This window comes from Streptomyces sp. NPDC051913 (assembly GCF_044593635.1).
Classification (GTDB): domain Bacteria; phylum Actinomycetota; class Actinomycetes; order Streptomycetales; family Streptomycetaceae; genus Streptomyces.
Window position 1 is genome coordinate 40,112 of the sequence record NZ_JBIUCI010000022.1, and the last position, 22,187, is coordinate 62,298.

Sequence of the window (22,187 nt, forward strand, 5' to 3'; positions counted from 1 at the left end):
TGGCTACTGTTTTTCGGGACTCCCCGGCGACGGACTGACGCGACCCCGTCCCCGGGGCTAGGTTGGGCGCCATGAGCAATCTTGATCGCGATGCGGCCCCCGCCCTGTGCGGCGGCCGCGGCTTCGTGGTGGCGGAGCCCGTTCGCGAACTCCTCAGCCCGCGCACCGTCAAACTCGGGGAGGCCACCGAGGTCCGCCGTCTGCTGCCCAACCTGGGCCGGCGCATGGTCGGCGCATGGTGCTTCGTCGACCACTACGGCCCCGACGACATCGCCGACGAGCCCGGCATGCAGGTCCCCCCGCATCCGCACATGGGCCTGCAGACCGTCAGCTGGCTGCACCAGGGCGAGGTGCTGCACCGCGACTCCACCGGCAGCCTCCAGACGATCCGCCCGCGCGAGCTGGGCCTCATGACCTCCGGGCGGGCCATCAGCCACTCCGAGGAGAGCCCGAAGTCCCACGCCCGCTTCCTGCACGGCGCCCAGCTCTGGGTCGCCCTCCCGGACGGCCACCGGCACACCGAACCGCACTTCGAGCACCACGCCGAACTGCCACGGGTCACCGCGCCGGGCCTGACCGCCACACTCATCCTCGGCGACCTCGACGGCGCCACCTCGCCCGGGACGACGTACACCCCGATCGTCGGCGCCGACCTCACCCTCACCGCCGGCGCGGACCTGCGCCTCCCGCTGGAGCCGGACTTCGAGTACGCCGTGCTGTCCATGTCCGGCGAGGCCCACGTGGACGGCGTCCCGGTCCTGCCGGGCTCCATGCTCTACCTCGGCTGCGGCCGCACCGAACTGCCGCTGCGCGCCACGTCGGACGCGAGCCTGATGCTCCTCGGCGGCGAGCCCTTCGAGGAGGAGCTGATCATGTTCTGGAACTGGATCGGGCGGTCCCAGGAGGAGATCGTGCAGGCGCGCGAGGACTGGATGACCGGGTCCCGGTTCGGCGAGGTCAAGGGCTACGACGGGGCGCCCCTGCCGGCCCCGGAGCTGCCGCCGCTTCCCCTGAAGCCACGGGGGAGGACCCGCTGACCGGCCGGCCCCGCCCCCGGCGCCTCGGCATGCCGGACCGCCGCGAAGGACCAAGACTGGAGCTGTGAGACAGGCCCGCGCGCGGGCGCCGGCCCGGCCGGAGTGAGGCGCCCATGCGTACGGAGGCACGACGAGTCGCCGTCGTCGGTGACTGCCCGCTGCTGTGCGGCGGTGTCGCCCACGCCGTCGAGGCCGCCGAGGGCCTGGTGTTCGCCCTGGCCACCCGGTCGGCCGACGAGGCACTGCGCGCGCTCCGGCCGGGTGACGTCGCGCTGGTGGATCTCCAGGTGCGGCCGGTGTGCCTGGCGGACGTGGTGGCACGGCTGGTCGCCCAGGACGCCGCGGTGCTGGTCTTCTCCTCCGGTCTCGACCACCACGCCGTACCCGCCCTGCGTGCCGGCGCCCGTGGCTGCCTCAGCCGGCGGGCCGACGAGCGGGAGCTGCTGGCCGCGATCCGGCTGGTCGCCGACGGCTGCTCCTACGTCTCCGCGGATCTCGCCGTGCGTCCCGACACCGAGCCGTCCTGCCATGTCACCGACCGCGAGCGCCAGATCCTGGAGCTGGTCGTGCACGGCGAGACCGACCACGACATCGCCGTCCGGCTCGGCATCAGCGAGCACACCGTGCATTCCCATCTGGACCGGCTCCGCGACAAGACCGGCTCCCGGCGCAGGGCCGACCTGACACGCTTCGCGATCACGCACGACATCGTCCCCGCGGCCTTCTGGCAGGGGTGACACCGGGGCAGACACAGGGGTAACACTGCCCCTGCCGGGCGTGGGCTTTTCTACCCTGTGACGCTTCTCCCGCTGCTCGCACACTGAGGGACGAAAGCCCTCAGTGTGCGAGCAGCGGGAGGCGTTTCTCGATGAGCGGCATCTTCGGTAGCACCCTCACGTTCAGCCAGGAAGAGGGCGAGGATGTCCGCCTCGTCGTCTTCGGCGACGACAAATACGCCCGGTACGAGACCCTCGACGGCTACTCCGTCGTGTACGACCCCGAGCGCGGCACCTACTGCTACGCGCAGACCGACGGTGTCGGCGCCACCCGCCGGTTCGTCTCCACCGGCACGCCCCTCTCCGCGCCGCCGCCGGAGGGCCTGCGCAGGCACCTGCGGGAAGGGCAGCTCTATCGCAGAGAGGTCTTCCAGGACCGGATGATGAAAGGGGTCCCGGACGAGGACCGGGCCGAGATCGACCCTGACGCGCTGTTCACCCGCGGCCCGGTGAAGGGGCTGCTCCCCGGCACGGCCCTGACGGAGGGTGAGGTCCAGGGCCTGACGATCCTGGTCGACTTCCCGTCCAAGCAGACCCAGGTGACCGAGGACGACGTCTCCGCCCTGCTCAACAGCGCGCACTTCACGGCGAACGGCAACCACTGCTCCGTCAAGGAGTACTTCCGCACGATGTCGACGGGCCGGCTCGTCTTCTCCAACACCGTCGTCGGCCCGTTCCGGATGAGCCGGCCGCGGCTCGCCTACTCGCTCGACGAACACGAGGGCGAACTCGTCCCCGAGGCGCTCCAGGCCGCCGCGGACGCCGGGGTGGACTTCAGCCGCTTCGACTCCCTCGGCCGCGGCGTCGTCGACTCCGTCTGCATCATGTACGCGGGCAACACCGTGTTCAAAGGCGACCTGTGGCCGCACAACTCCCGCTTCCCCGCCCAGATCGGCGGCGTACGCACGGACTTCTACACCGTCACCAGCATGGGCGAGCGGGCGAGCGACCTCAGCATCGGCACCTTCTGCCATGAGAGCGGGCACCTGCTGTGCCGCTGGCCCGACCTGTACGACTACGGCACCCTCGAACGCGAGGGCGACGACTTCACGAGCGCGGGCCTGGGCACCTACTGCGCCATGTCGAGCGGGAACAACCTGGGCGACGGCTTCCTGCCGTCCGCCGTCTCCGTGTATCTGCGCCGGCTGGTGGGCTGGACGCAGGACGTGGACATCTCGGTGCCGGGTGCGTACGAGGCCAGACAGGGTGAGTACGACAAGGCGCTCATCTACCAGAACCCGGACCGCCCGGACGTCGAGTACTACCTCGTCGAGAACCGCAGCAAGCTCGGCTTCGACGCCGCGCTGACCTCCAGCGGCCTGGCCGTCTACCACTGCGACATCAAGGGGTCGAACGAGTTCCAGCAGGGCACCCTGGTACGTCACTACCAGTGCGCCCTGTTGCAGGCGGACGGCCATATGGACCTGGAGCACAATCAGAACGACGGCGACGGCGGGGACCTCTACGGACCCATCCCGGGCACCGCGGTCTCGCACAGCAGCCGCCCCGCGTCCCTGTGGTGGGACGGCAGCGAGTCGGGGCTCACCCTCTCGCACATCGGTGCCCCGGGCGAGGTCATCACCTTCCGCACCGGTGAGCAGGGCGTGGCGGGCACGAAGATCACCGGCCGGTCGGCGCCGAACGAGGCCATCCCCGAGGGCGTCGGCGGGCTCACCGACGCGATCTCCCTCGAAGGCGCCGGCACGGTCCGGGACCTGACGCTGTCGATCGACATCGAGCACGGTCACATCGGCGATCTGCGCGTGGTCCTGCTGGCACCGTCGGGTCGCCGCGCCGTGATCCACAACCGCACGGGCGGCGCCACCAAGAACCTTCGGGTGACGCTCACCTCCGACCCGCCGTCCCTGCTCGCACCCCTGGTCGGCGACGCGGTCGCCGGCGACTGGAAGCTCAAGATCACAGACGCGGCCCAGCCCGTCGCCGGGACTCTGCTCAGCTGGGAGATCACCCTCCACACCGGCACCTGACGCCGAAGAGGGTGCCGTAGACGACCTGGAGTTCCAGGCGGGCCAGCGGCCGGCCCAGACACTGGTGGATGCCGAAGCCGAAGGCCATGTGTCGGCGGGCGTCGAGACGGCCGGGGTCGGGGAAGCGGTCGGCCTGATGTTCGAGCAGGGCCAGCGTGCCGAGCAGCAGCAGGCCGAGCATCGCGGCGTCGTGGCGGGCGAGTTCGCCTGGAGCTGTGCGTCGAGGTACTGGGGCAGTTCGGTCGAGGCGGTCCTGGACTCCTCGACCGACGCGTCCCGTGTGAGTAGGCCTCCTGGAAGGCCGCGCTTGCGTCAGCTTCGGGGGTGAACGGACGGCGGGCGGACGTGGCCGAATCCTGCGGCACAGGCGTGGTGATTCCGCCGGCGACGCAAGGTATTGGACTGTACGTCCAAGCATTGGATGTGTAGTCTAGAAGTCCTGATAGCACTCGCACGTAAGAATCCGGAGTACGTCATGACGTCCGAGCGGGCGCTGGAAGCCGAGCGGGACGCGATCGTCGCCGCGTTGACGCCGGTCGTCGACGGGCTGGTGGCGACGTTCGGGCCCATGTGTGAAGTCGTGCTGCACGACTACCGGGACCCGGAGACGTCCGTCGTCGCCCTCGCCGGATCGGTGACCGGACGCGCGGTCGGTGGGGCGATGAGTGAGATCGGCCTGCGGATCGTGGCCCGCGGCGACGAGGCGCGGGACGAGCTGAACTACCTCACGCGCACGGGAACGGGCAGAACCGTCAAGTCGTCCACGATGGTGCTGCGCGACTCCACGGGCACGGTGTTCGGCGCCCTGTGCGTCAACCTCGACGTGACCGCCGTCAGCGAGGCCCACACCCTGCTGGGCGCCCTCGCCGGACTCGGCGCGGCCCCCGCCGAACTGCCCGTGACCACCTTCGGCGACGACATCGACTCCGTGGTCGACGTCATCCTCGACACCCACCGGCACGAGCCCTGGGGCGCACTCGACCGCGCCGGGCGCCTGGCGCTGTTCCGCAGCCTCGACGAGCGCGGCGTCTTCGCCGTGCGCCGCGCGATCGAGCAGGTCGCCGCCCGGCTCGGCATCTCCCGCGCCTCCGCCTACAGCTATCTGTCCCAGGCCCGCGCCACGACTTCCACCACCCCTGGAGGACCCGCGTGACCAGCACACCCCCGCCCGTCACCCTCACCCTCGACGACATCCGCTCCGCCGCCGACCGCCTCAAGGGCGTCGCCCACCGCACCCCGGTGCTGCGCTCGCGCACGCTGGACGCGCGCGTGGGCGCCGAGGTCTTCCTCAAGTGCGAGAACCTCCAGCGGGTGGGCGCCTTCAAGTTCCGCGGCGCCTACAACGCGGCCTCCCGGCTGACGCCCGAGCAGCTGGCCCGCGGGATCGCCGCCTACTCCTCCGGGAACCACGCCCAGGCGGTCGCCCTCGCCGCCCGTGAACTCGGCAGCACCGCGGTGATCGTCATGCCCGAGGACGCCCCGCCCGCCAAACGGGCCGCCACCGCCGGCTACGGCGCCGAGATCGTGTCGTACGACCGCTACACCGGCGACCGGGCGGCGATCGCCGAAGCCCTCGCCGCCGAGCGGGGACTCGCCCTGATCCCGCCCTACGACCACCCCCACGTCATGGCCGGACAGGGCACGGCGGCCCTGGAACTGCTGGAGGAGACGGGGGAGTTGGACGCCCTGCTGGTCCCCGTCGGCGGGGGCGGACTCATCGCGGGCAGTGCCACCGCGGCGAAGGGGCTCCACCCCGCTGTCCGGATCGTCGGCGTCGAGCCGGAAGCCGGGGACGACACCAAGAGGTCGCTGGAGGCCGGTCGGCGGGTCGCGATCCCGGTGCCCCGCACCATCGCCGACGGACAGGCCCTGGACATCCCCGGGGAGCTGACGTTCGCCGTCAACCAGCGGCTCGTCGACGGGATCTCACTGGTCACCGACGACGAGATCCGTGACGCGATGCGCTTCGCCTTCGAGCGTCTGAAGATCGTGGTCGAGCCGAGCGGGGCGACGCCGCTGGCCGCGCTGCTGGCCGGCCGGGTGGAGGCGCTGCCGCGCCGCGTCGGCGTGATCGTCTCCGGCGGGAACGTCGACGCGGCGCGCTTCGCCGAGCTCTGCGGCGCCGCGAAGGAGTGATGCGGGGGACTGACGCGGGGGACCGACGCCTCACCCGAATGGCGGCGCCGAGTGGACGGGCGGACGATGGAGTGGGGCGTGTGGTGAAGGGAGAGCCGACATGCTGGAGACGAAGACCCTCGACAAGCCGGACGAGCGGCGGGACTTCCCCCGAGGGCACCTGGAAGCGGTCCACCTCAGCGGCCTCGACTTCGCCGTGGGGACCTTCGAACCCGGATGGCGTTGGTCCGAGTCCGTGGGGCCCATCGTCGGGACCAAGAGCTGCGAAGTGCACCACAACGGCTATGTCGTCCAGGGCCGCATGCACATCACCATGGACGGCGGCGGCGAGACCGAGGTGGGACCCGGCGACGTCTTCGTGATCTCGCCCGGCCACGACGCCTGGGTGGTCGGCGACGATCAGTGCGTGGTCTACGACTTCGCGGGGACCATGGCCAACGAGTACGCCAAGCCCGCCGACGGCTGACAGCGCGGCAGCGCCGCCCGCGGCCGGCCGCTAGATCGGCAGCAGCCGGCCGACCAGGGCGCCCAACTGCCGTACGTTGCGGCACTCGTGCATCTCCACGAGCTCCGCGTACTCGGGTGCCGCCGAATCGCCCGTGCCCCACTGGGCGCGCTGCTCGGGGTTCAACCAGTGGACGCGGCGCGCCCGTTCGGTGATCTGCCGTACGGCGGCGAGGTTCGGGTCGCTCATGTTCGTACGGGCGTCACCGAGGACGAACACCGTCGTACGGGGCCCGATCGCCTCGCCGTGCCGCTCGGCGAACTCCCCGAGGGCGACGCCGTAGTCGCTGCTGCCGTGCCAGCCGGTGAGGGTCGCCTCCGCCTGGATGCGCGCGCCGAGGCCCGCAGCGTCGGCCGCGCCGTGCTCCAGGAGCCCGGTCACCTCGTCGATCCGGTTGACGAAGGCGAACACCCGCACCTTGCTGAACTGGTCGTGCAGCGCCTGCACCAGCAGCATCGTGAAGTCGGAGAACCCCGACACCGAACCCGACACATCGCACAGCAGCACCAGCTCGGGCCGGGCCGGACGGCGTCGGCGCAGCACCGGCCGCATCGGCACCCCACCCGTGGACAGCGACCCGCGCAGGGTGCGCCGCAGATCGATACTGCCCCGCGCGGCCCGGCGTCGGCGTGCCGCGAGGCGGGTCGCCAGTTTCCGGGCGAGCGGCTGCACCGTCCTGCGCAGCTCGGCCAGCTGGGCCTTCCCGGCGAACAGGAAGTCGACCCGGTCCGCCGTCGGCGCCACCGCGCGGCGGGCGATCTGGTCCCGGTCCCGTTGCTCGGCGACCCGCCGTCGCGCTTCCGTCGCCACCAGCCTTCGGAAGGCCTCGATCCGGCGCCGGATCTCGTCGTCGAGCAGCCGGTCCGCGAACCCCGAACCGCCGCTGCGCCCGCGGACGTCGGCGCGCACCCGCGCGAGCAGCGTCTGCGGGCGGATCCGGTCGAGCGTCTGGTACGACGACCAGCCGTCCGACCCCGGAGAGCCGTAGCCGCCGAAGCCGTCTACGGCCTCGGCCGCGAGCCGCGCCAGCAAGGTCTCGTCGTTCGCGGCGAGGGCCGCCGCCAGTCGGTCGCGGAGGTCCTCCCGGTCCGCCGTCCCTGCCTCGGGCGCGCCGACCCGGCGCGGGAAGTAGAGGTCGAAGACCGGGTCGAACACGGGCCGTTGGGCGGTGCCGTGCAAAAGCGTCGCGGCCAGCCCCTCGCGCAGCAGTTCCCGGTCCTCGAACCCGAGCGCTTCCATCGCCTGGGCCGCGTCCACGGTCTCGCCCGTGCCGACCCGGATGCCGTGGGCCCGCAGCGCGGCGACGAGCGAGGTGAGGCGCTCGGCGACGGGCGTGGTCACAGCGCGTCCAGATCGAGCTTCGCCGCCGCCTTCAGGACGTCGTCCTGGTGCTTGAGGAGTACGCCCAGGGTGTCCCGTACGACGGTCTCGTCGAGCGTGTTCGCGCCGAGCGCGAGCAGGGTGCGGGCCCAGTCGACGGTCTCCGCGACCGACGGCACCTTCCGCAGGTCCATCGCCCGCAGCGCGCCCACCACCCGGACCACCGACTCCGTCAGCGCCGCGTCGAGGCCGGGCACCTTCAGCCGGACGATCCGGCGCTCCAGCTCCTCCTCGGGGAAGCCGATGTGCAGGAACAGACAGCGGCGGCGCAGCGCCTCGGACAGCTCACGGCTCGCGTTGGAGGTGAGGACGACGAAGGGGCGGCGGGTGGCGGTGATCGTGCCCAGTTCGGGCACCGTCACCTGGAAGTCGCTGAGGACCTCCAGGAGCAGGCCCTCGACCTCGACGTCCGCCTTGTCGGTCTCGTCGATCAGCAGGACCTTGGGCTCGTCGCCGCGGATCGCCGTCAGCAGCGGGCGGGTGAGCAGGAACTCCTCGCTGAAGATGTCGGTACGGGCCTCGTCCCAGCTCTCGTCGCGGCCCGCGCTGATGCGCAGCAGCTGCTTGGCGTGGTTCCACTCGTACAGCGCGCGGGACTCGTCGACGCCCTCGTAGCACTGGAGTCTCACCAGTTCGGCCCCCGCGATCTCGGCGACGGCCTTGGCGAGCTCGGTCTTTCCCACCCCGGCGGGGCCCTCGACCAGGAGCGGCTTGCCGAGGCGGTCGGCCAGGAAGACGGTGGTGGCGACGGAGGGCGAGGCAAGGTAGCCGGTCTCGGCGAGGCGTGCGGAGACGTCGTCGACGGAAGTGAACAACGGGGCCTCCTGGGCGGTGGCGGTGTACAGGCCGAGCGGATGGTCCACCTATCTAAGCGCTTGTTCAGGGGCGCTGTCACTCCGCTACCCCGATCCATGGGCACGGCGTGGGAGGAGGGGCGGCCGCTCCGGCAGCCGCCCCTCCTCCCACGCCGGCGGTCACGCCGCCAGTGCCACCGCCTCCGTCGCCGGGGTCCGCAGCACCTTCCGGGCCGTCGCCAGGCTCGTCCCCACCGTCACCGCCGTCGCCACGGACACGACCGCGAGCCAGACACCGAACGTCTGCCCCGGCAGCACCGCGTCGCCGCGGACCACCGTGAACGGGACGATCCCCGCCAGCGCCGCGACCGTGCCGAAGAGGACACCGGTGACCGTGAGCACCGCGGCCTCGGCGCCCACCATGCCGAGCACCTGACCCGGCGTCGCACCGGCCAGCCGCTGCTGGCCGAACTCCCGGCCGCGGTAGGTGGTCGCCGCGTACAGCGAGTTGACCAGCATCACGCAGACGAAGACCACGATGATCCCGACGACCGTGAAGTTCAGCGTCTCCAGGTTCTTCGCGTCCACGGACTTCACCAGCCCCGTGGCCTCGACCGCGTCGCTCTCCACCGCCTGCACGGTCAGCGTGGTCGTCGCCACCGCCGTGAACAGGATCAGCGACATCAGGATCCCGGCGAGATCCCCGACCCGCTGCCGCAGATTGCGCACCGCGAGCCAGCCGCTCGCCCCGGAGAGCGCGAGCCGGTCCAGCAGCCCCTTCAGCAGCCGCGGCGCCAGCAGCGCGAAGCCGACCGACAGCAGGATCGCCCCGTACGCGGGCGGCGCCATCAGCGCCTCGTCCGTCGCCTTCAGGAAGAAGGTGCAGCAGACCGCCAGGGCACCGGTGGCGAGCGCGGCGTACGCGAAGAACCTCCGTGCCCCGCCCCGCTGTCGCCGTCCCCGCGTCGCCCGCCGCACGGCGAGGAACGCGGCGCCGACCGCGGCCACCAGCGTGATGCCGACGCCCGTGAACAGCGCGATCGGACCGAACGTGTAGTCCACCGAGTCCGCCACCTGACCGCTGTCCTGGAACACCCCCAGCAGCGCCCGCCCACCGAGCATCGCGGGACCGATCGCCAGCGCCGCACCCACCAGGGCGACGGCCAGCGCCTCACCGACGACCATCCGCCTGAGCTGCGCCGGAGTCGCCCCCGAGCAGCGCAGCAGCTCCAGCTCGGTGGCCCGCTGGCGGACGTTCACCGTCAGGGTGGAGGCGACCGCGAAGAACACCAGGAGGCTGCCGTAACCGCCCACCACGCTCGCCGCCGTCGTCAGCGTGTTCGAGCTGACCGAGTCGACGCCGCTCCCGGCCGCCGTGTCGTGCATCGAGTGGAACGTCATGATGATCGCCGCGCCCAGGAAGGCGGACAGCAGCGTCGCGAGGAACCGTCCGGGACGTCGCCGGATCGACCGCAGGGCCAGTACGAACATCGCTCACACCCCCGCCGTCACGTCGTCGCCCAGGTGCGCGAGGCGTTCGGCGACCGCGTCCGCCGTGGGTGCCTGCAACTGGCCGGCCAGCCTGCCGTCCGCGAGGAACAGCACCGAGTCGGCGTACGAGGCGGCGACCGGATCGTGCGTCACCATCACCACGGTCCGCCCGTGCACCCGCACCGCCTCCTGGAGCAGCCGCAGCACCGTGCGCGCGCTGCGGGTGTCCAGGGCCCCCGTCGGCTCGTCGGCGAAGATCACCCGGGGTTCGCAGACCAGCGCCCTCGCGATCGCGACCCGCTGCCGCTGACCGCCGGACAACTGGTCGGGGCGGTGCCCCAGCCGGTCGCCGAGCCCGACCTGGGTCAGGACTTCCGTGGCCCGTCCGCGGTCCACCCGTCGCCCGGCCAGTTTCAGCGGCAGCACCGTGTTCTGCGCGACGGTCAGCGTGTCCAGCAGGTTGTACTGCTGGAACACGAACCCCACCCGCCCACGCCGGAACCTCGTCAGCTCCGCCTCCGTGCCGCCCGTCAGCTCGGTGCCGTCCACCACCACGATGCCGTGATCGGGCCGGTCCAGGCCGGCCGCGCACTGGAGCAGCGTGGACTTCCCCGACCCCGACGGCCCCATGACGGCGGTGAAGGTGCCCCGGCCCAGTCCGAGCGTGACCCCGTCCAGGGCGGTCACGGCGCTGTCGTCACTGCCGTAGGTCTTGGTGACCTTGACCAGCCGCAGCGCCTCGGCGGCGGGTCCCGTGTCGTGCCGGCGTCGCGAGCCTGTACGAAACATCGTCATCACCTCTCGGTCGGGCACCCCCTGTGCCCTGCCAAAGAAGCTACGGAGCCGACGGGCCGACCACATGGGGCGCAGAACCCGTATCCGAGGGTGTACTCAGCACCACCGTGCGCACCCGGGACGGATCACCACAACGCGCCGACCCGAAGGGCGTCGGCACCACGCAGGCCGAGCGGGCCGTGCAGAGCGGTCACGCTGAACGACTTCGGTCCGGTGGCGCGGGCGTATCCGGAGGAGAAGGGGCTGCCGAAGTGAATTGTCAGTGGGGACTCGTAGATTGCCGCCATGGGTGTCTATCTGGTGGATGTCGGCGCAGCGGACTGGCGCGCCGAGGACGAGGGCGGGTACGGCGAGATCGCCTCCGCCCTCGACGCGGAGCTGACCGGGCGAGGCCTGCCGCGCTACGAGGTTCCGGCGCAGTGCCGCGGGCTGGAGTTCGAGGAGAAGCTCAGCCCCTCCATGGACGGTTTCGTCGAGCTCTGCCGCGCGCGGCTGACCCCCGATGAGGAAGAGACGCTCTGCGGCTGGTCGGTGCTGGTGCCGATTCCGCTCGACGAGCCGGTCGAACTGCCCGTGGGGTCCGCCTACACCGATACGACCGTGGTCGCCGGAGCGCCCCAAGTGCTCGCCCTCGCACAGCGGTTGGCAGCGGCGATCGGGCTGCCGCCGATGCTGCCCGTCTCGCACACGAACCTCGACCTGACCCGCTGGTTCCTCGACGGCCGGGCCGAGCAGACCGCCGCCGCTCGACCCGGCCCCTGGGCGGACGACCTGGACGCCGCCTTCTACGTGGCCCTCTACGTGCACGCGGCCCAGCACTCCCTGCGCCGCGGGTGCCCCATACTTTTCAGCTGACGCGACGGTGCCCTCACGCCGTCGCGCGGGGGCCGGGAGGAGCGTCCACCTCGTACTCGAACCACACCCGGTGCGTGCCGTCCGCGTCGATCTCGATGCCGCCCGTACCGGTGATCCCGGCCAGCTCAGCCGTGCCGCTGCCCGGGACGATCACGAAGAACTCGCTGCCTCTGAACTCGCCCAGGGTGGTCGCCGAGTGCGCGAAGTTGAACGCGCCCGCGCGGCCCCGCAGCGAGCCCTCGAAGGACTCCATCGCGACATACGTACCGACCTCGGTCCCCTGGTCGTACGCGGCCGTGAACAGGGTCGCCGAACGCCCGGCGACCTCACCCTCGTAACTCTTCTCCATCGTGGCGACACCGACCGGCACGGCCGTCTCGATGCCCGGGGCCGGCACCGGGGCCGGTGTGAAGTCCGCGACCTTGAACGTTCCCGAAGCTCTCATGCCCCGAGCGTAGGACGCGCCACTGACACTGACACCGGCACCTCGTCGCCTCGGGTCACGCCGGTACGGGCGGCCTCTCCCGGCCGATCTCGTCGATCAGCAGTTTCGCGGCGACCGTCGCCCCGTCGGTGCGCATCGTGCCCGCCACGGCCTCGGCCCGTTCGCGCGTCACGGGGGACAGGGCCGCCTCCAGCGCGGCCGTCAGGGACGCGAGGGTCGGCGCCGGACCGTCGTGCGCCACGCCGATGCCCAGGTCCGCCACCCGGGCCGCCCAGAGCGGCTGGTCCGCGACCTGCGGGACGACCACCTGGGGCGCGCCCGCCCGCGCGGCCGTCGTCGTCGTACCCGCGCCGCCGTGATGGACGACCGCGGCGACCCGGGGGAACAGCGCCTGATGGTTGACGTCGCCGACGGCGAAACAGTCGTCCTGGCCGTCGACCAGCGCCAGGTCGGCCCAGCCGCGCCCCAGCAGCACCCGGCGGCCGTGCGCACGCACCGCCTCGATCGCCACCGGCCCGACATCGCTCGCGGCATGCATGGCCATGCTGCCGAACCCGACGTACACCGGTGGCGCGCCGGCCGCCAGGAACGCCTCCAGCTCGGCCGGGAGCGGCCGGTCGTCCGGCCGGATCCACGCGCCGGTCGGTACGAGTTCGAGGTCCGTCATCTCCTGCCACGGGCCCAGCGCAGGGTCCGCGGCCAGCCACGGCCGCTCGGTGAGGACGTGGTCGCGGACGTTGTCGACCGGCGGCATGCCGAGGGCGGCGCGATGGGTGTTGAGGGGGTCGCCGTACAGCGCGTCCACGCGCTCGGCGTCAAGGCGCCACAGCTCCTTGAGGTCGGTCACGCCGGGCGGGTTGGGCTTGCCCGGCCGGGTCAGCGGCGGGTAGTGCGACGACGGCAGCCCGCACGGGTGGAAGCAGGCGAGCACGTAGGGGATGCCCAGATGCTCGGCCACCGACCGTGCCCCGGCCGGCATCAGACCGGTCGCCAGCAGCGCGTCGCACCCCTCGGCCGCCGCCGCGACCTCACCGAAGTGCCCGGCGACCAGCTCGGCCGCGACCTTGAACGCGAGGTCGGGGGACGGCCCCCGCGCCCCCGTCACCAGCGCCCGCACCGACGAGCCGAACGACACCACCTCCGCCCCGACGCGGGTCAGCAGCGCCGCGAGCTCCTCGTCCGGCGGCACACACGCCCGCACCTCCACCCCGAGCTCCCGCAGAGCCGCGGCCAGCCCCGCAAGCGGTTCCACGTCCCCGCGCGATCCGTACGACATCAGCAACACACGCACTTCAAGACTCCCGTTTCCGCTGGTCCAGGCGGTCAGGTCGGAGATTCTGCGGCATGAGGGGGGCCTTGCCACAAGCCCCCCGGTGCGCTATAGGTTGATAGTGGCGGGGAGTTGAAGAACTCTTCGCCCTTCGTATGCCGACTCTCCCGGCAGGCCGCCTACGCGTCGGCCACCGAATCGAACCGCACCTGATCCCGCACCACCCCCAGGAAGCGGGCCCCGTCCAGCACCGCGACCCATCCGGCGTCGTGCTGGCCCTCCCTCAGTGCCTGAACGGCCGGGGGACCCCCCCATCGCTGACCGCCGGACAACTGCTCGGGACAGCGCGGCCCGTACCGGGCGCCATCTTCGGCGACTGGCCCGCCTTCCAGAACACCGGCACCCAGCTCATGAGCGACGTCTACTACGGCTACAGCGCCCGCCTCACGGCGGACATGGCCCGCGCCACCGGCCGCACCGCCGACGGCCGCGCCTACGACGACCTCTTCGCGCGCGTCAAGCGGGCCTTTATCGCCAAGTACCTCAGCACCGAGAACGGCACCCTCACCGTCCGCTCCAGCCTCGGCGACCCACCGCCCACCCCCGGCGACACCCCCACCAGGACCGAGGACGACACCCAGACCGCGCTGCTGTGGGGCACTTCTTCCTCCGGCCGCACCTCTACCCGACGGGCAGGATCACCCGGGTGGCGGGCTCGCATCTGTCGCCGTACGGCGAGATCGCCAGCCAATGGGCCTTCGAGGGGCGGGAGTCACGCGTCCGGGGCGTGGAGCTCCTGGACTTCGCGGACGGCACCGCCTCCTACCGACTGCCCTGCGGACGCTACGAGTTGACCTCCGCGCTGGGCTGAGCACCGACCAGCACCACCTCCAGGGTTCGCGGGCCGTGCACCCCCTCGACCCGGTCCAGCTCGATGTCACTGGTCGCCGACGGACCGGAGATCCAGGTCAACGGGCGGACCGGATCGAGGCGTTCGAGGGCCTGCGGCACCGACGAGACGACCTGCTCCGGGACCCGTACGACACAGATGTGGTGATCGGGGACGAGCGTGATCCGGCGACGGCCCTGGTCGGGGCCGCCGTCCAGCACGATCGTGCCGGTCTCGGCGACCGCCACCGCACAGGCCGTGACGACGCTGTCGATCCGGTCCAGTTCGTGCGGGGTGCTCTCCGGCCGGTCGGGGACCTGCTCGGCGTCGGCCTCCGCGAGCCACGACGGGTCGAGGCCCGGCGGCACGAGCACGGTCTTCGCGCCGCGCGCGGCGAGCATCCCGGCGAGCGTCGCCGCGAGGTCGTCGGGGGCGCAACGGTGCACGACCGCCCGGTAGTCGGCGAGGTTCTCGGCGAGGAGTTCGGTGGTCTCCTCGACGGTGCGGTCACCGTGCTCGCGCAGATACGTGCGCTCGATCGGCGTGTCCTCGCCCGGGGCGTCGGCCAGCGCGCGCCGCACCCGGCCCAGAATCCGTTCCCTGCTGCTCACTTGGCGCCGTCCTTTCCGCCCTGCGTCCGCTGCCACCAGTCACGGAACGGCTCCGCGGGCACGGGGGGCAGATCCCGTGTCGCGCTCCACGCCTTGCCGGGACCCGGCAGCGGCAGGCTGCGCGGATGCAGGCGCCGGGTGCGGGAGGCCAGGCGCTGGCCGGTGCGCAGGGCGCCGGGGCGGGCGAACGCCCAGCGGGCCGCCCGCATCGCCGCCCGCTCGGCGGCATGCCCCTTGGCGGGCTTGAGCACCACCTTGTTGCCCTCGCGGGTCACCTCACCGCCCTGCACGACCCGTTCGCGCAGATGGACCAGCACCTCGGGGATGTCGATGGCGACCGGGCACACCTCGTAGCAGGCCCCGCACAGCGAGGAGGCGTACGGCAGCGACGCGTCGATCTCGCTTGCTGTGCCCCGCAGTTGGGGACTGAGGATGGCGCCGATCGGACCCGGGTACACCGAGCCGTAGGCGTGGCCGCCGGCCCGCTCGTAGACCGGGCACACGTTCAGACAGGCCGAGCAGCGGATGCAGCGCAGGGCCTGGCGGCCGACCTCGTCGGCGAGCGTGTCGGTGCGGCCGTTGTCCAACAGCACCAGATGGAAGGTCTTCGGACCGTCCCCGTCGGTGGTGCCGGTCCAGGTCGAGGTGTACGGGTTCATGCGCTCGGCGGTGGAGGAGCGGGGGAGCGTCTGGAGGAACACCTCCAGGTCCTGCCAGGTCGGCACGATCTTCTCGATGCCGACCACCGAGATCAGCGTCTCGGGCAGGGTCAGACACATCCGCCCGTTGCCCTCGGACTCCACGACCACCAGGGTGCCGGTCTCGGCGACCATGAAGTTGGCGCCGGAGACGCCGACCTTGGCGCGCAGGAACTTCTCACGGAGATGGAGGCGGGCCGCCTCGGCGAGTTCGGCGGGCGTGTCGGTCAGGCCCTCGGGGGCCGGGCGCCCCCACTCGCTCATCTCCTTCGTGAAGATGTCCCGGATCTCACCCCGGTTGCGGTGGATGGCGGGGACCAGGATGTGCGAGGGCCGGTCCTTGCCCAACTGCACGATCAGCTCGGCGAGATCGGTCTCGTAGGCATGGATGCCCGCCTCCTCCAGCGCCTCGTTGAGCCCGATCTCCTGCGTGGCCATCGACTTGACCTTGACGACCTCCGACTCGCCGGTCGCCTTGACCAGTTCGGTGACGATCCGGTTGGCCTCCTCGGCGTCGGCGGCCCAGTGGACGATGCCGCCCGCCGCGGTCACCGACTCCTCCAACTGGACCAGATAGTGGTCGAGATGACGGAGTGTGTGGTCCTTGATCCGTTTGCCCGCCTCGCGCAGCTCGGCCCAGTCGGAGACCTCGGCGACGGCCTTCTCGCGCTTGGCGCGGATCGTGTGCGTGGCGTGCCGCAGATTCCCGCGCAGCGTCGGGTTGTTGACCGCCTCGTGCGCGGCCTTCGGGAAGGCCGGCATCCCTACGAACGTGCCGCTCATACCGCCGGCTCCTCCTCCGTGCTCGCCAGGATCTCCGCGATGTGCACCGGCCGCAGCTCCGTGCTCAGCCGGGCCATCGTCCCGCCGATGTGCATCAGACAGGAGTTGTCGGCCGCGCACAGCACGTCGGCACCGGTCGACTCGGCGTTGCGCACCTTGTCCGCGCCCATCGCCGCCGAGACGTCGGAGTTCTTCAGGGAGAAGGTGCCGCCGAAACCGCAGCACTCCTCCGCCCCCGGAAGCTCCACCAACTCCAGCCCCCGCACGGCCTCGAGCAGCCGCCGGGGCCGGTCGCCGAGACCCAGTCCGCGCAGCCCGTGGCAGGTCGGGTGGTAGGTCACCTTCCGCGGGTAGTAGGCACCCACGTCCGTCACCCCCAGCACGTCCACCAGGAACTCCGTGAGCTCGTAGGTCTTCGGCACCACGGGCGCCAGCGCGGTCGCGAGGCCGTCCCCGCGTCCCTCCGCCCGCGCCCGCTCACCCAGCCGCGGATACAGCTCCCGCACCATCGCCCCGCACGAACCGGACGGTGTGACGATCGCCTCGTACTCCCCGAAGACATCGGAGAAATGCCGGGCCATCGGCTCCGTCTCATGCCGGTAACCGGTGTTGTAGTGCGCCTGCCCGCAGCAGGTCTGGGCCATCGGGAAGTCGACCTCGACGCCCAGCCTGGTCAGCAGTTTCACCACGGCGCGCCCGGTGTCCGGATAGAGCGTGTCGTTGACACAGGTCAGGAACAGGGCGACACGCATCGCGGCTCCTTGTGATCGATCATCGGATGAGTGCAGGGTAGTGCGGACCCGCGGCCGGGGGGAGACCCCGCTCAGCGCGCGGCGAGCCGGGCCTCCGCCTCGCGCCACGGCGCGGTGTCCCCCTGGGGCTCGTACCGGGTCAGCGGCTGGGTACGGGTGAGGAGCCGTCTGGCGGCGGTCAGGTCGCCGACCAGCCCGTGCGTCCGGGCCTGCACCAGCACGTTCCCGAGGGCCGCCGCCTCCGTCGGGCCCGCCACCACCGGCAGCCCACAGGCGTCGGCGGTCAGCTGGCACAGCAACGCGTTGCGGGTACCGCCGCCGACGACGTACACGACGTCCACGGGACGGTCGGCGAGCCGCTGGGCCTCCTCGATCGCCTTACGGTGCGCGAGGGCGAGCGAGTCGAGGATGCAGCGCGTGATCTCACCGGGCGTCTCGGGCACCGGCTGCCCCGAGGCACGGCAGGCCTCGGCGATCCGCTCCGGCATCCGTCCCGGCGCGAGGAACACGGGGTCGGAGGCATCCACCACCGACCGCAGCGCGGGCGCCTTCGCCGCGTCGAGGAGCAGCGCCCCCAACTCCGGCCCGCCCCAGGCCCGTACACACTCCTGGAGCAGCCACAGACCCATGATGTTGCGCAGATACCGGACCGTACCGTCCAGCCCCAGCTCGTTGGTGAAGTTCGCGGCCCGGCTCTCCTCGGTCAGCACCGGGGAGCCCAGCTCGAGTCCGGCCAGTGACCAGGTGCCGGTGCAGATGTACGCGAACCGCTCGCCGGCCGCGGCCGGCACGGCGGCCACCGCGGACGCGGTGTCGTGCGAACCGACCGTCGTCACCGGCACGGGCCCGCGCAGCCCCGTCTCCTCCAGCACCTCGGCCCGCAGCACCCCGGCCGGATCACCGGGCTGCCGCAGCGGCGCGAACAGGTCGAGGTCGATGCCCAGCCGGGAGGCGAGGTCGTACGACCACTCGCGCGTCCGGGGATCGATCAACTGCGTCGTCGAGGCGTTGGTCAGCTCGGTGCCCTGCTCGCCGGTGAGCCAGTACGTCAGCAGATCGGGGATGAGCAACAGCCGCTGAGCGGACCCGAGTCGGTCCTTGGCGGCGGCCAGCTGGTAGAGGGTGTTGAAGGGCGCGTACTGCAACCCCGTCGCCGCGTACAGCTCTTCGGCCGGGACGGTCGCCCACACCTTCTCCGCGACGCCCTCGGTGCGGGAGTCCCGGTAGTGCACGGGGTTGCCGAGCAGCGCCCCGTCGGCGTCCAGCAGGCCGTAGTCCACGGCCCAGCTGTCGATGCCGACCGAGTCGACCTGCCCGGCCGCCTTGAGCCCGTCCAACACCCCGGCGTACAGCGAGAGTACGTCCCACCGCAGCCCCTCCGGCACCCGCACCGGCCGGTTCACGAACCGGTGCGCCTCGGCCAGCTCCAGGCTGTCGGGGCCGACGCGGCCGACCATGACGCGTCCGCTGGACGCGCCGAGGTCGACCGCGGCGTACGACTTCACGAGCGCGCTCACCGCAGGAAGGCGGCCGCGACGCCGGCGTCGACGGGGACATGCAGGCCGGTGGTGTGGGTCAACTCCCCACCGGTCAACGCGAAGACCGCGCCCGCGACGTGCTCGGGCAGCACCTCGCGCTTGAGGATGGTCCGCTGGGCGTAGAACTCGCCCAGCTTCTCCTCCTCCACGCCGTACACGGCGGCCCGCTGGGCGCCCCAGCCGGCGGCGAAGATCCCGGAACCGCGCACCACGCCGTCCGGGTTGACACCGTTGACGCGGATGCCGTGCTCGCCCAACTCGGCGGCCAGCAGCCGCACCTGGTGGGCCTGGTCGGCCTTGGTGGCGGAGTAGGCGATGTTGTTGGGCCCGGCGAACACGGCGTTCTTCGAGGCGATGTAGACGATGTCGCCGCCCAGCCCCTGCACGATCATCACCCGGGCCGCCTCACGCGAGACGAGGAACGAGCCGCGGGCCATGATGTCGTGCTGGAGGTCCCAGTCCTTGCTCGACGTCTCCAGCAGCGGCTTGGAGATGGAGATGCCCGCGTTGTTGACGACGAGGTCCACCCCGCCGAAGGCGAGCGCGGCGGCCTTGAAGGCCTCGGCGATCTGCTCCTCCGAGGTGACGTCGACGGTCACGGCGACCGCCTTGTCGGCGCCCCCGAGCTCCTCGGCGACCGCGGCGGCGTTCTCGGCGTTCAGGTCGGCGACGACGACACACGCGCCCTCGGAGACCAGCCGGTGCGCGATGGCCTTGCCGATCCCGCTGCCCGCACCGGTCACCAGCGCGACCCGGGTGGCGAGCGGCTTCGGCTTCGGCATCCGCTGAAGCTTGGCCTCCTCCAGCGCCCAGTACTCGATCCGGAACTTCTCGGACTCCTCGATCGGCGCGTAGGTGGAGACGGCCTCCGCGCCCCGCATCACGTTGATCGCGTTGACGTAGAACTCGCCGGCCACCCGGGCGGTCTGCTTGTCCTTGCCGAAGGAGAACATGCCCACGCCGGGGATCAGCACGATCGCCGGGTCCGCACCACGCATCGCGGGGGAGTCGGGCAGGGCGTGCCGCTGGTAGTAGGCGGCGTACTCCTCGCGGTAGACGGCGTGCAGCTCCTTGAGCCGCGCCACGGCCTCCTCCAGCGGGGCGGCCGGCGGCAGGTCGAGGACGAGCGGCGCCACCTTGGTCCGCAGGAAGTGGTCGGGGCAGGAGGTGCCCAGCGCGGCGAGCCGCGGGTGCTCGGCGGAGGCCAGGAAGTCGAGGACGACCTGCGAGTCGTCGAAGTGTCCGACCTGCGGCCGGTCCTGCGAGGCGATGGCCCGTACATAAGGAGCCAGCGCGGCGGCCCGCTCACGCCGCTCGGCCTCGGCCAGCGCCTCGTACCCCGCCACGACCGGCCCGAACGGCTCGGCCTTGCCCCGTTCCTCCAGGAACTGCTCGGCGGTACGGATGATATGCAGCGAGTTCCGCTCGCACTCCTCCGCGGTCGCGCCCCAGGCCGTGATGCCGTGCCCGCCCAGGACGACACCGATGGCCTGCGGGTTGGCCTCCTTGATCGCGGCGATGTCCAGACCCAGCTGGAACCCGGGCCGCCGCCACGGCACCCAGGCCACGGTGTCGCCGAAGCACTCCGCGGTCAGCTTCTCGCCGTCCGCGGCGCAGGCCAGCGCGATCCCGGAGTCGGGGTGCAGGTGGTCCACATGAGCGGCGTCGACCAGCCCGTGCATGGCGGTGTCGATGGACGGCGCCGCCCCGCCCTTGCCGTGCAGGCAGTAGTCGAACGCGGCGACCATCTCGTCCTCGCGCTCGACGCCCGGGTAGACCTCGACGAGCGCCCGCAGCCGGTCCAGCCGCAACACGGCAAGCCCCGCTTCGGTGAGCGTCCCGAGATCCCCACCGGATCCCTTGACCCACATCAGCTCCACATCACCCCCGGTCACGGGATCACTATCGATACCTTTCGCCGACGCGTTGCCACCGGCGTAGTTGGTGTTACGGGGGTCGGCACCGAGCCGATGGGAGCGAGCGAGGAGAGCAGCAGCCTCGGGATGTACAGCCATGACGTCCAGTTCCTTCTAAACAGAGGGTGATTGGTCCCACCTAGGGGCGCGGGGAACTGCGCGACCAGCCACATACGACCCGCAAGCCCGCAACGAAACAGATCCAGGCAGACGCGCTTACGCCCCCCACCCGGCCTGCTGCCCACCGACCCGCTCAGCCACGATCTTCTCGGCCCACCCGGATCGCCGGTACGCAGCGATGGGATCGGCGTCCAACCCCATCTCCTCCCGCACCTCACGAAGCAGCGGCCGCACATCCGTGTTGTACGCGTCCATGATCACGGCGTTGGCTTCAAGGACGTCCCCCGAAGCCTGCGCGGCACTCAGTGCGTCCCGGTCCACGAGCAGCGCCTTCGCCGTGGCCTCCTGCACGTTCATCACCGACCGGATGATCGCCGGAATCTTCGCCTCGATGTTGTGGCACTGGTCGAGCATGAAGGCGACCTCGGGAGAGAACCCACCTCCCCGGACGACCTCGTACATGATCCGGAACAGCTGGAACGGGTCGGCGGCCCCGACCATCAGGTCGTCGTCCGCGTAGAACCGCGAGTTGAAGTCGAACCCGCCGAGCTTCCCTTCCCGCAGCAGCGTCGCGACGATGAACTCGATGTTGGTCCCCGGCGCGTGGTGGCCCGTGTCGACCACGACCTGCGCCTTCTCGCCGAGCTTGAGGCAGTGGGCGTACGCCGTGCCCCAGTCCGGCACGTCCGTCGAGTAGAAGGCCGGCTCGAAGAACTTGTACTCCAGCAGCATCCGCTGCCCGTCGCCGAGCCGCTCGTACACCTCGGCGAGGCCCTCGGCGAGCCGGTCCTGGCGGGCCCGGAGGTCGTCCTGGCCGGGATAGTTCGTGCCGTCGGCGAACCACAGCTTCAGGTCCTGCGAGCCGGTCGCGTCCATGATGTCGACGCACTCCAGCAGGTGATCAACGGCCTTGCGGCGGATCGCCGCGTCCGGGTGGCAGATGCTGCCCAGCTTGTAGTCGTCGTCCTGGAAGGTGTTGGAGTTGATCGCGCCGAGCTTCACCCCGTGTTCCTCGGCGTGCTTCGCCAGCGCGGCGTAGTCCTCGACCTTGTCCCAGGGAATGTGCAGCGCGACCGTGGGCGCCACACCGGTGACGGCGTGCACCTGCGCGGCGTCCGCCAGCTTCTCCTGCGGTGTCCGGGGCACCCCTTGCTGGGCGAACACCTTGAAGCGGGTCCCCGAGTTCCCGTACGCCCACGACGGCGTTTCGACTGCCTGTGTCTTGAGCGCGGCCTTCACCGCGGCGAGCTCGGTCACTGAGGGCTCCTGTGACGTCGGGTCCGAAGGGTTTCTGAACGGCTTCACTGTGAAACGATTCAACACGGGAAAGTATGAGCCGTTCGGTGGGGTGTCAAGCCCTGCGACCAAGCCTGTTGCTCGTGACCCGGCCGTGACCTATGAGTCTCGA

Annotated in this window: 20 protein-coding genes and 3 pseudogenes; 8 read left to right on the plus strand and 15 right to left on the minus strand. The window is 71.5% G+C overall.

The features are described from left to right. Positions 1-71: 71 nt before the first annotated feature. The 3 genes from ACIHIX_RS41260 (at position 72) to ACIHIX_RS41270 (ending at position 3,801) form a co-directional block, all read left to right on the plus strand. A complete protein-coding gene (locus ACIHIX_RS41260; RefSeq protein ID WP_399965692.1) occupies positions 72-1,037 on the plus strand; it encodes a pirin family protein in 966 nt (321 codons plus the stop codon). 113 nt (positions 1,038-1,150) lie between these two features. Further along, positions 1,151-1,774, plus strand: coding sequence for a LuxR C-terminal-related transcriptional regulator (locus ACIHIX_RS41265; protein ID WP_399965693.1), 624 nt, complete (start codon positions 1,151-1,153; stop codon positions 1,772-1,774). 131 nt (positions 1,775-1,905) lie between these two features. Further along, on the plus strand, positions 1,906-3,801 hold the full coding sequence (locus ACIHIX_RS41270) for a M6 family metalloprotease domain-containing protein (RefSeq protein WP_399965694.1): 1,896 nt from the start codon (positions 1,906-1,908) through the stop codon (positions 3,799-3,801). 4 nt (positions 3,802-3,805) lie between these two features. Here ACIHIX_RS41270 and ACIHIX_RS41275 read toward each other — a convergent pair. Next, a pseudogene (locus ACIHIX_RS41275) lies at positions 3,806-3,976 on the minus strand (cytochrome P450); the annotation flags it as partial. 300 nt (positions 3,977-4,276) lie between these two features. On the opposite strand from ACIHIX_RS41275, the gene ACIHIX_RS41280 reads away from it, so the two are divergent. From ACIHIX_RS41280 to ACIHIX_RS41290, 3 genes are all read left to right on the plus strand, one after another. Continuing rightward, positions 4,277-4,954, plus strand: coding sequence for a transcriptional regulator (locus ACIHIX_RS41280; RefSeq protein WP_399965695.1), 678 nt, complete (start codon positions 4,277-4,279; stop codon positions 4,952-4,954). Then, positions 4,951-5,937 carry a threo-3-hydroxy-L-aspartate ammonia-lyase gene (locus tag ACIHIX_RS41285; RefSeq protein WP_399965696.1) on the plus strand — a complete coding sequence of 329 codons (987 nt, stop codon included), beginning with the start codon at positions 4,951-4,953 and terminating at the stop codon, positions 5,935-5,937. Before ACIHIX_RS41280 ends, ACIHIX_RS41285 begins: the two co-directional genes overlap by 4 nt. 100 nt (positions 5,938-6,037) lie before the next feature. After that, a complete protein-coding gene (locus ACIHIX_RS41290) occupies positions 6,038-6,403 on the plus strand; it encodes a cupin domain-containing protein (RefSeq protein WP_399965697.1) in 366 nt (121 codons plus the stop codon). Between the two features lie 30 nt (positions 6,404-6,433). Here the strand turns inward: ACIHIX_RS41290 and ACIHIX_RS41295 are convergent, their stop codons facing one another. The 5 genes from ACIHIX_RS41295 to ACIHIX_RS41315 form a co-directional block, all read right to left on the minus strand. Continuing rightward, entirely contained in the window at positions 6,434-7,783 is a 1,350-nt protein-coding gene (locus tag ACIHIX_RS41295; RefSeq protein ID WP_399965698.1) for a VWA domain-containing protein, read from the minus strand. Further along, positions 7,780-8,637, minus strand: coding sequence for an AAA family ATPase (locus tag ACIHIX_RS41300; RefSeq protein WP_399965801.1), 858 nt, complete (start codon positions 8,635-8,637; stop codon positions 7,780-7,782). The genes ACIHIX_RS41295 and ACIHIX_RS41300 overlap by 4 nt, the downstream gene beginning before the upstream one ends. Before the next feature lie 159 nt (positions 8,638-8,796). Further along, positions 8,797-10,107: an FtsX-like permease family protein gene (locus ACIHIX_RS41305; RefSeq protein WP_399965699.1), complete on the minus strand. Its 1,311-nt coding sequence runs from the start codon at positions 10,105-10,107 to the stop codon at positions 8,797-8,799. 3 nt (positions 10,108-10,110) lie between these two features. After that, positions 10,111-10,896, minus strand: coding sequence for an ABC transporter ATP-binding protein (locus ACIHIX_RS41310; protein WP_399965700.1), 786 nt, complete (start codon positions 10,894-10,896; stop codon positions 10,111-10,113). A gap of 131 nt (positions 10,897-11,027) precedes the next feature. Beyond that, positions 11,028-11,189, minus strand: a complete 162-nt coding sequence (locus ACIHIX_RS41315; protein WP_399965701.1) for a hypothetical protein — start codon at positions 11,187-11,189, stop codon at positions 11,028-11,030. Here ACIHIX_RS41315 and ACIHIX_RS41320 point away from each other — a divergent pair. Further along, on the plus strand, positions 11,188-11,757 hold the full coding sequence (locus ACIHIX_RS41320) for a hypothetical protein (protein WP_399965702.1): 570 nt from the start codon (positions 11,188-11,190) through the stop codon (positions 11,755-11,757). The two genes, ACIHIX_RS41315 and ACIHIX_RS41320, sit on opposite strands and share 2 nt — an antisense overlap. A 13-nt stretch (positions 11,758-11,770) precedes the next feature. Here ACIHIX_RS41320 and ACIHIX_RS41325 read toward each other — a convergent pair whose 3' ends face one another. The 3 genes and pseudogenes from ACIHIX_RS41325 to ACIHIX_RS41335 form a co-directional block, all read right to left on the minus strand. Next, a complete protein-coding gene (locus ACIHIX_RS41325; protein ID WP_399965703.1) occupies positions 11,771-12,202 on the minus strand; it encodes a DUF3224 domain-containing protein in 432 nt (143 codons plus the stop codon). Positions 12,203-12,257: 55 nt separating this feature from the next. Beyond that, positions 12,258-13,493 carry a glycosyltransferase gene (locus tag ACIHIX_RS41330; RefSeq protein ID WP_399965704.1) on the minus strand — a complete coding sequence of 412 codons (1,236 nt, stop codon included), beginning with the start codon at positions 13,491-13,493 and terminating at the stop codon, positions 12,258-12,260. A 158-nt stretch (positions 13,494-13,651) separates the two neighbouring features. Continuing rightward, positions 13,652-13,780 (minus strand): annotated as a pseudogene (locus ACIHIX_RS41335) (ABC transporter ATP-binding protein); the annotation flags it as partial. Positions 13,781-13,831: 51 nt separating this feature from the next. Here ACIHIX_RS41335 and ACIHIX_RS41340 point away from each other — a divergent pair. Further along, positions 13,832-14,343, plus strand: a pseudogene (locus ACIHIX_RS41340) (alpha-L-rhamnosidase C-terminal domain-containing protein); the annotation flags it as partial. Here the strand turns inward: ACIHIX_RS41340 and ACIHIX_RS41345 are convergent. The 6 genes from ACIHIX_RS41345 to rhaI form a co-directional block, all read right to left on the minus strand. Next, complete coding sequence (locus ACIHIX_RS41345; RefSeq protein WP_399965705.1) at positions 14,316-14,972, minus strand: lactate utilization protein C; 657 nt, start codon at positions 14,970-14,972, stop codon at positions 14,316-14,318. The pseudogene ACIHIX_RS41340 and the gene ACIHIX_RS41345 sit on opposite strands and share 28 nt — an antisense overlap. Beyond that, positions 14,969-16,453, minus strand: coding sequence for a LutB/LldF family L-lactate oxidation iron-sulfur protein (locus ACIHIX_RS41350; protein ID WP_399965706.1), 1,485 nt, complete (start codon positions 16,451-16,453; stop codon positions 14,969-14,971). The genes ACIHIX_RS41345 and ACIHIX_RS41350 overlap by 4 nt, the downstream gene beginning before the upstream one ends. After that, a complete protein-coding gene (locus ACIHIX_RS41355) occupies positions 16,450-17,205 on the minus strand; it encodes a (Fe-S)-binding protein (RefSeq protein WP_399965707.1) in 756 nt (251 codons plus the stop codon). Before ACIHIX_RS41355 ends, ACIHIX_RS41350 begins: the two co-directional genes overlap by 4 nt. A gap of 71 nt (positions 17,206-17,276) precedes the next feature. Beyond that, positions 17,277-18,710: a rhamnulokinase family protein gene (locus tag ACIHIX_RS41360; protein WP_399965802.1), complete on the minus strand. Its 1,434-nt coding sequence runs from the start codon at positions 18,708-18,710 to the stop codon at positions 17,277-17,279. Between the two features lie 8 nt (positions 18,711-18,718). Continuing rightward, positions 18,719-20,758: a bifunctional aldolase/short-chain dehydrogenase gene (locus tag ACIHIX_RS41365; RefSeq protein ID WP_399965708.1), complete on the minus strand. Its 2,040-nt coding sequence runs from the start codon at positions 20,756-20,758 to the stop codon at positions 18,719-18,721. Between the two features lie 117 nt (positions 20,759-20,875). Further along, a complete protein-coding gene (rhaI, locus tag ACIHIX_RS41370; RefSeq protein ID WP_399965709.1) occupies positions 20,876-22,036 on the minus strand; it encodes an L-rhamnose isomerase in 1,161 nt (386 codons plus the stop codon). Positions 22,037-22,187 lie beyond the last annotated feature (151 nt).

What these genes read in the sequence shown, in the direction of transcription:
- ACIHIX_RS41260 (WP_399965692.1), top strand. Translation starts at nt 72, where the DNA reads ATGAGCAATCTTGATCGCGATGCGGCCCCCGCCCTGTGCGGCGGCCGC.
- ACIHIX_RS41265 (WP_399965693.1), top strand. Translation starts at nt 1,151, where the DNA reads ATGCGTACGGAGGCACGACGAGTCGCCGTCGTCGGTGACTGCCCGCTG.
- ACIHIX_RS41270 (WP_399965694.1), top strand. Translation starts at nt 1,906, where the DNA reads ATGAGCGGCATCTTCGGTAGCACCCTCACGTTCAGCCAGGAAGAGGGC.
- ACIHIX_RS41280 (WP_399965695.1), top strand. Translation starts at nt 4,277, where the DNA reads ATGACGTCCGAGCGGGCGCTGGAAGCCGAGCGGGACGCGATCGTCGCC.
- ACIHIX_RS41290 (WP_399965697.1), top strand. Translation starts at nt 6,038, where the DNA reads ATGCTGGAGACGAAGACCCTCGACAAGCCGGACGAGCGGCGGGACTTC.
- ACIHIX_RS41305 (WP_399965699.1), bottom strand. Translation starts at nt 10,107, where the DNA reads ATGTTCGTACTGGCCCTGCGGTCGATCCGGCGACGTCCCGGACGGTTC.
- ACIHIX_RS41310 (WP_399965700.1), bottom strand. Translation starts at nt 10,896, where the DNA reads ATGTTTCGTACAGGCTCGCGACGCCGGCACGACACGGGACCCGCCGCC.
- ACIHIX_RS41320 (WP_399965702.1), top strand. Translation starts at nt 11,188, where the DNA reads ATGGGTGTCTATCTGGTGGATGTCGGCGCAGCGGACTGGCGCGCCGAG.
- ACIHIX_RS41315 (WP_399965701.1), bottom strand. Translation starts at nt 11,189, where the DNA reads ATGGCGGCAATCTACGAGTCCCCACTGACAATTCACTTCGGCAGCCCC.
- ACIHIX_RS41325 (WP_399965703.1), bottom strand. Translation starts at nt 12,202, where the DNA reads ATGAGAGCTTCGGGAACGTTCAAGGTCGCGGACTTCACACCGGCCCCG.
- ACIHIX_RS41350 (WP_399965706.1), bottom strand. Translation starts at nt 16,453, where the DNA reads ATGAGCGGCACGTTCGTAGGGATGCCGGCCTTCCCGAAGGCCGCGCAC.
- ACIHIX_RS41355 (WP_399965707.1), bottom strand. Translation starts at nt 17,205, where the DNA reads ATGCGTGTCGCCCTGTTCCTGACCTGTGTCAACGACACGCTCTATCCG.
- ACIHIX_RS41365 (WP_399965708.1), bottom strand. Translation starts at nt 20,758, where the DNA reads ATGGCTGTACATCCCGAGGCTGCTGCTCTCCTCGCTCGCTCCCATCGG.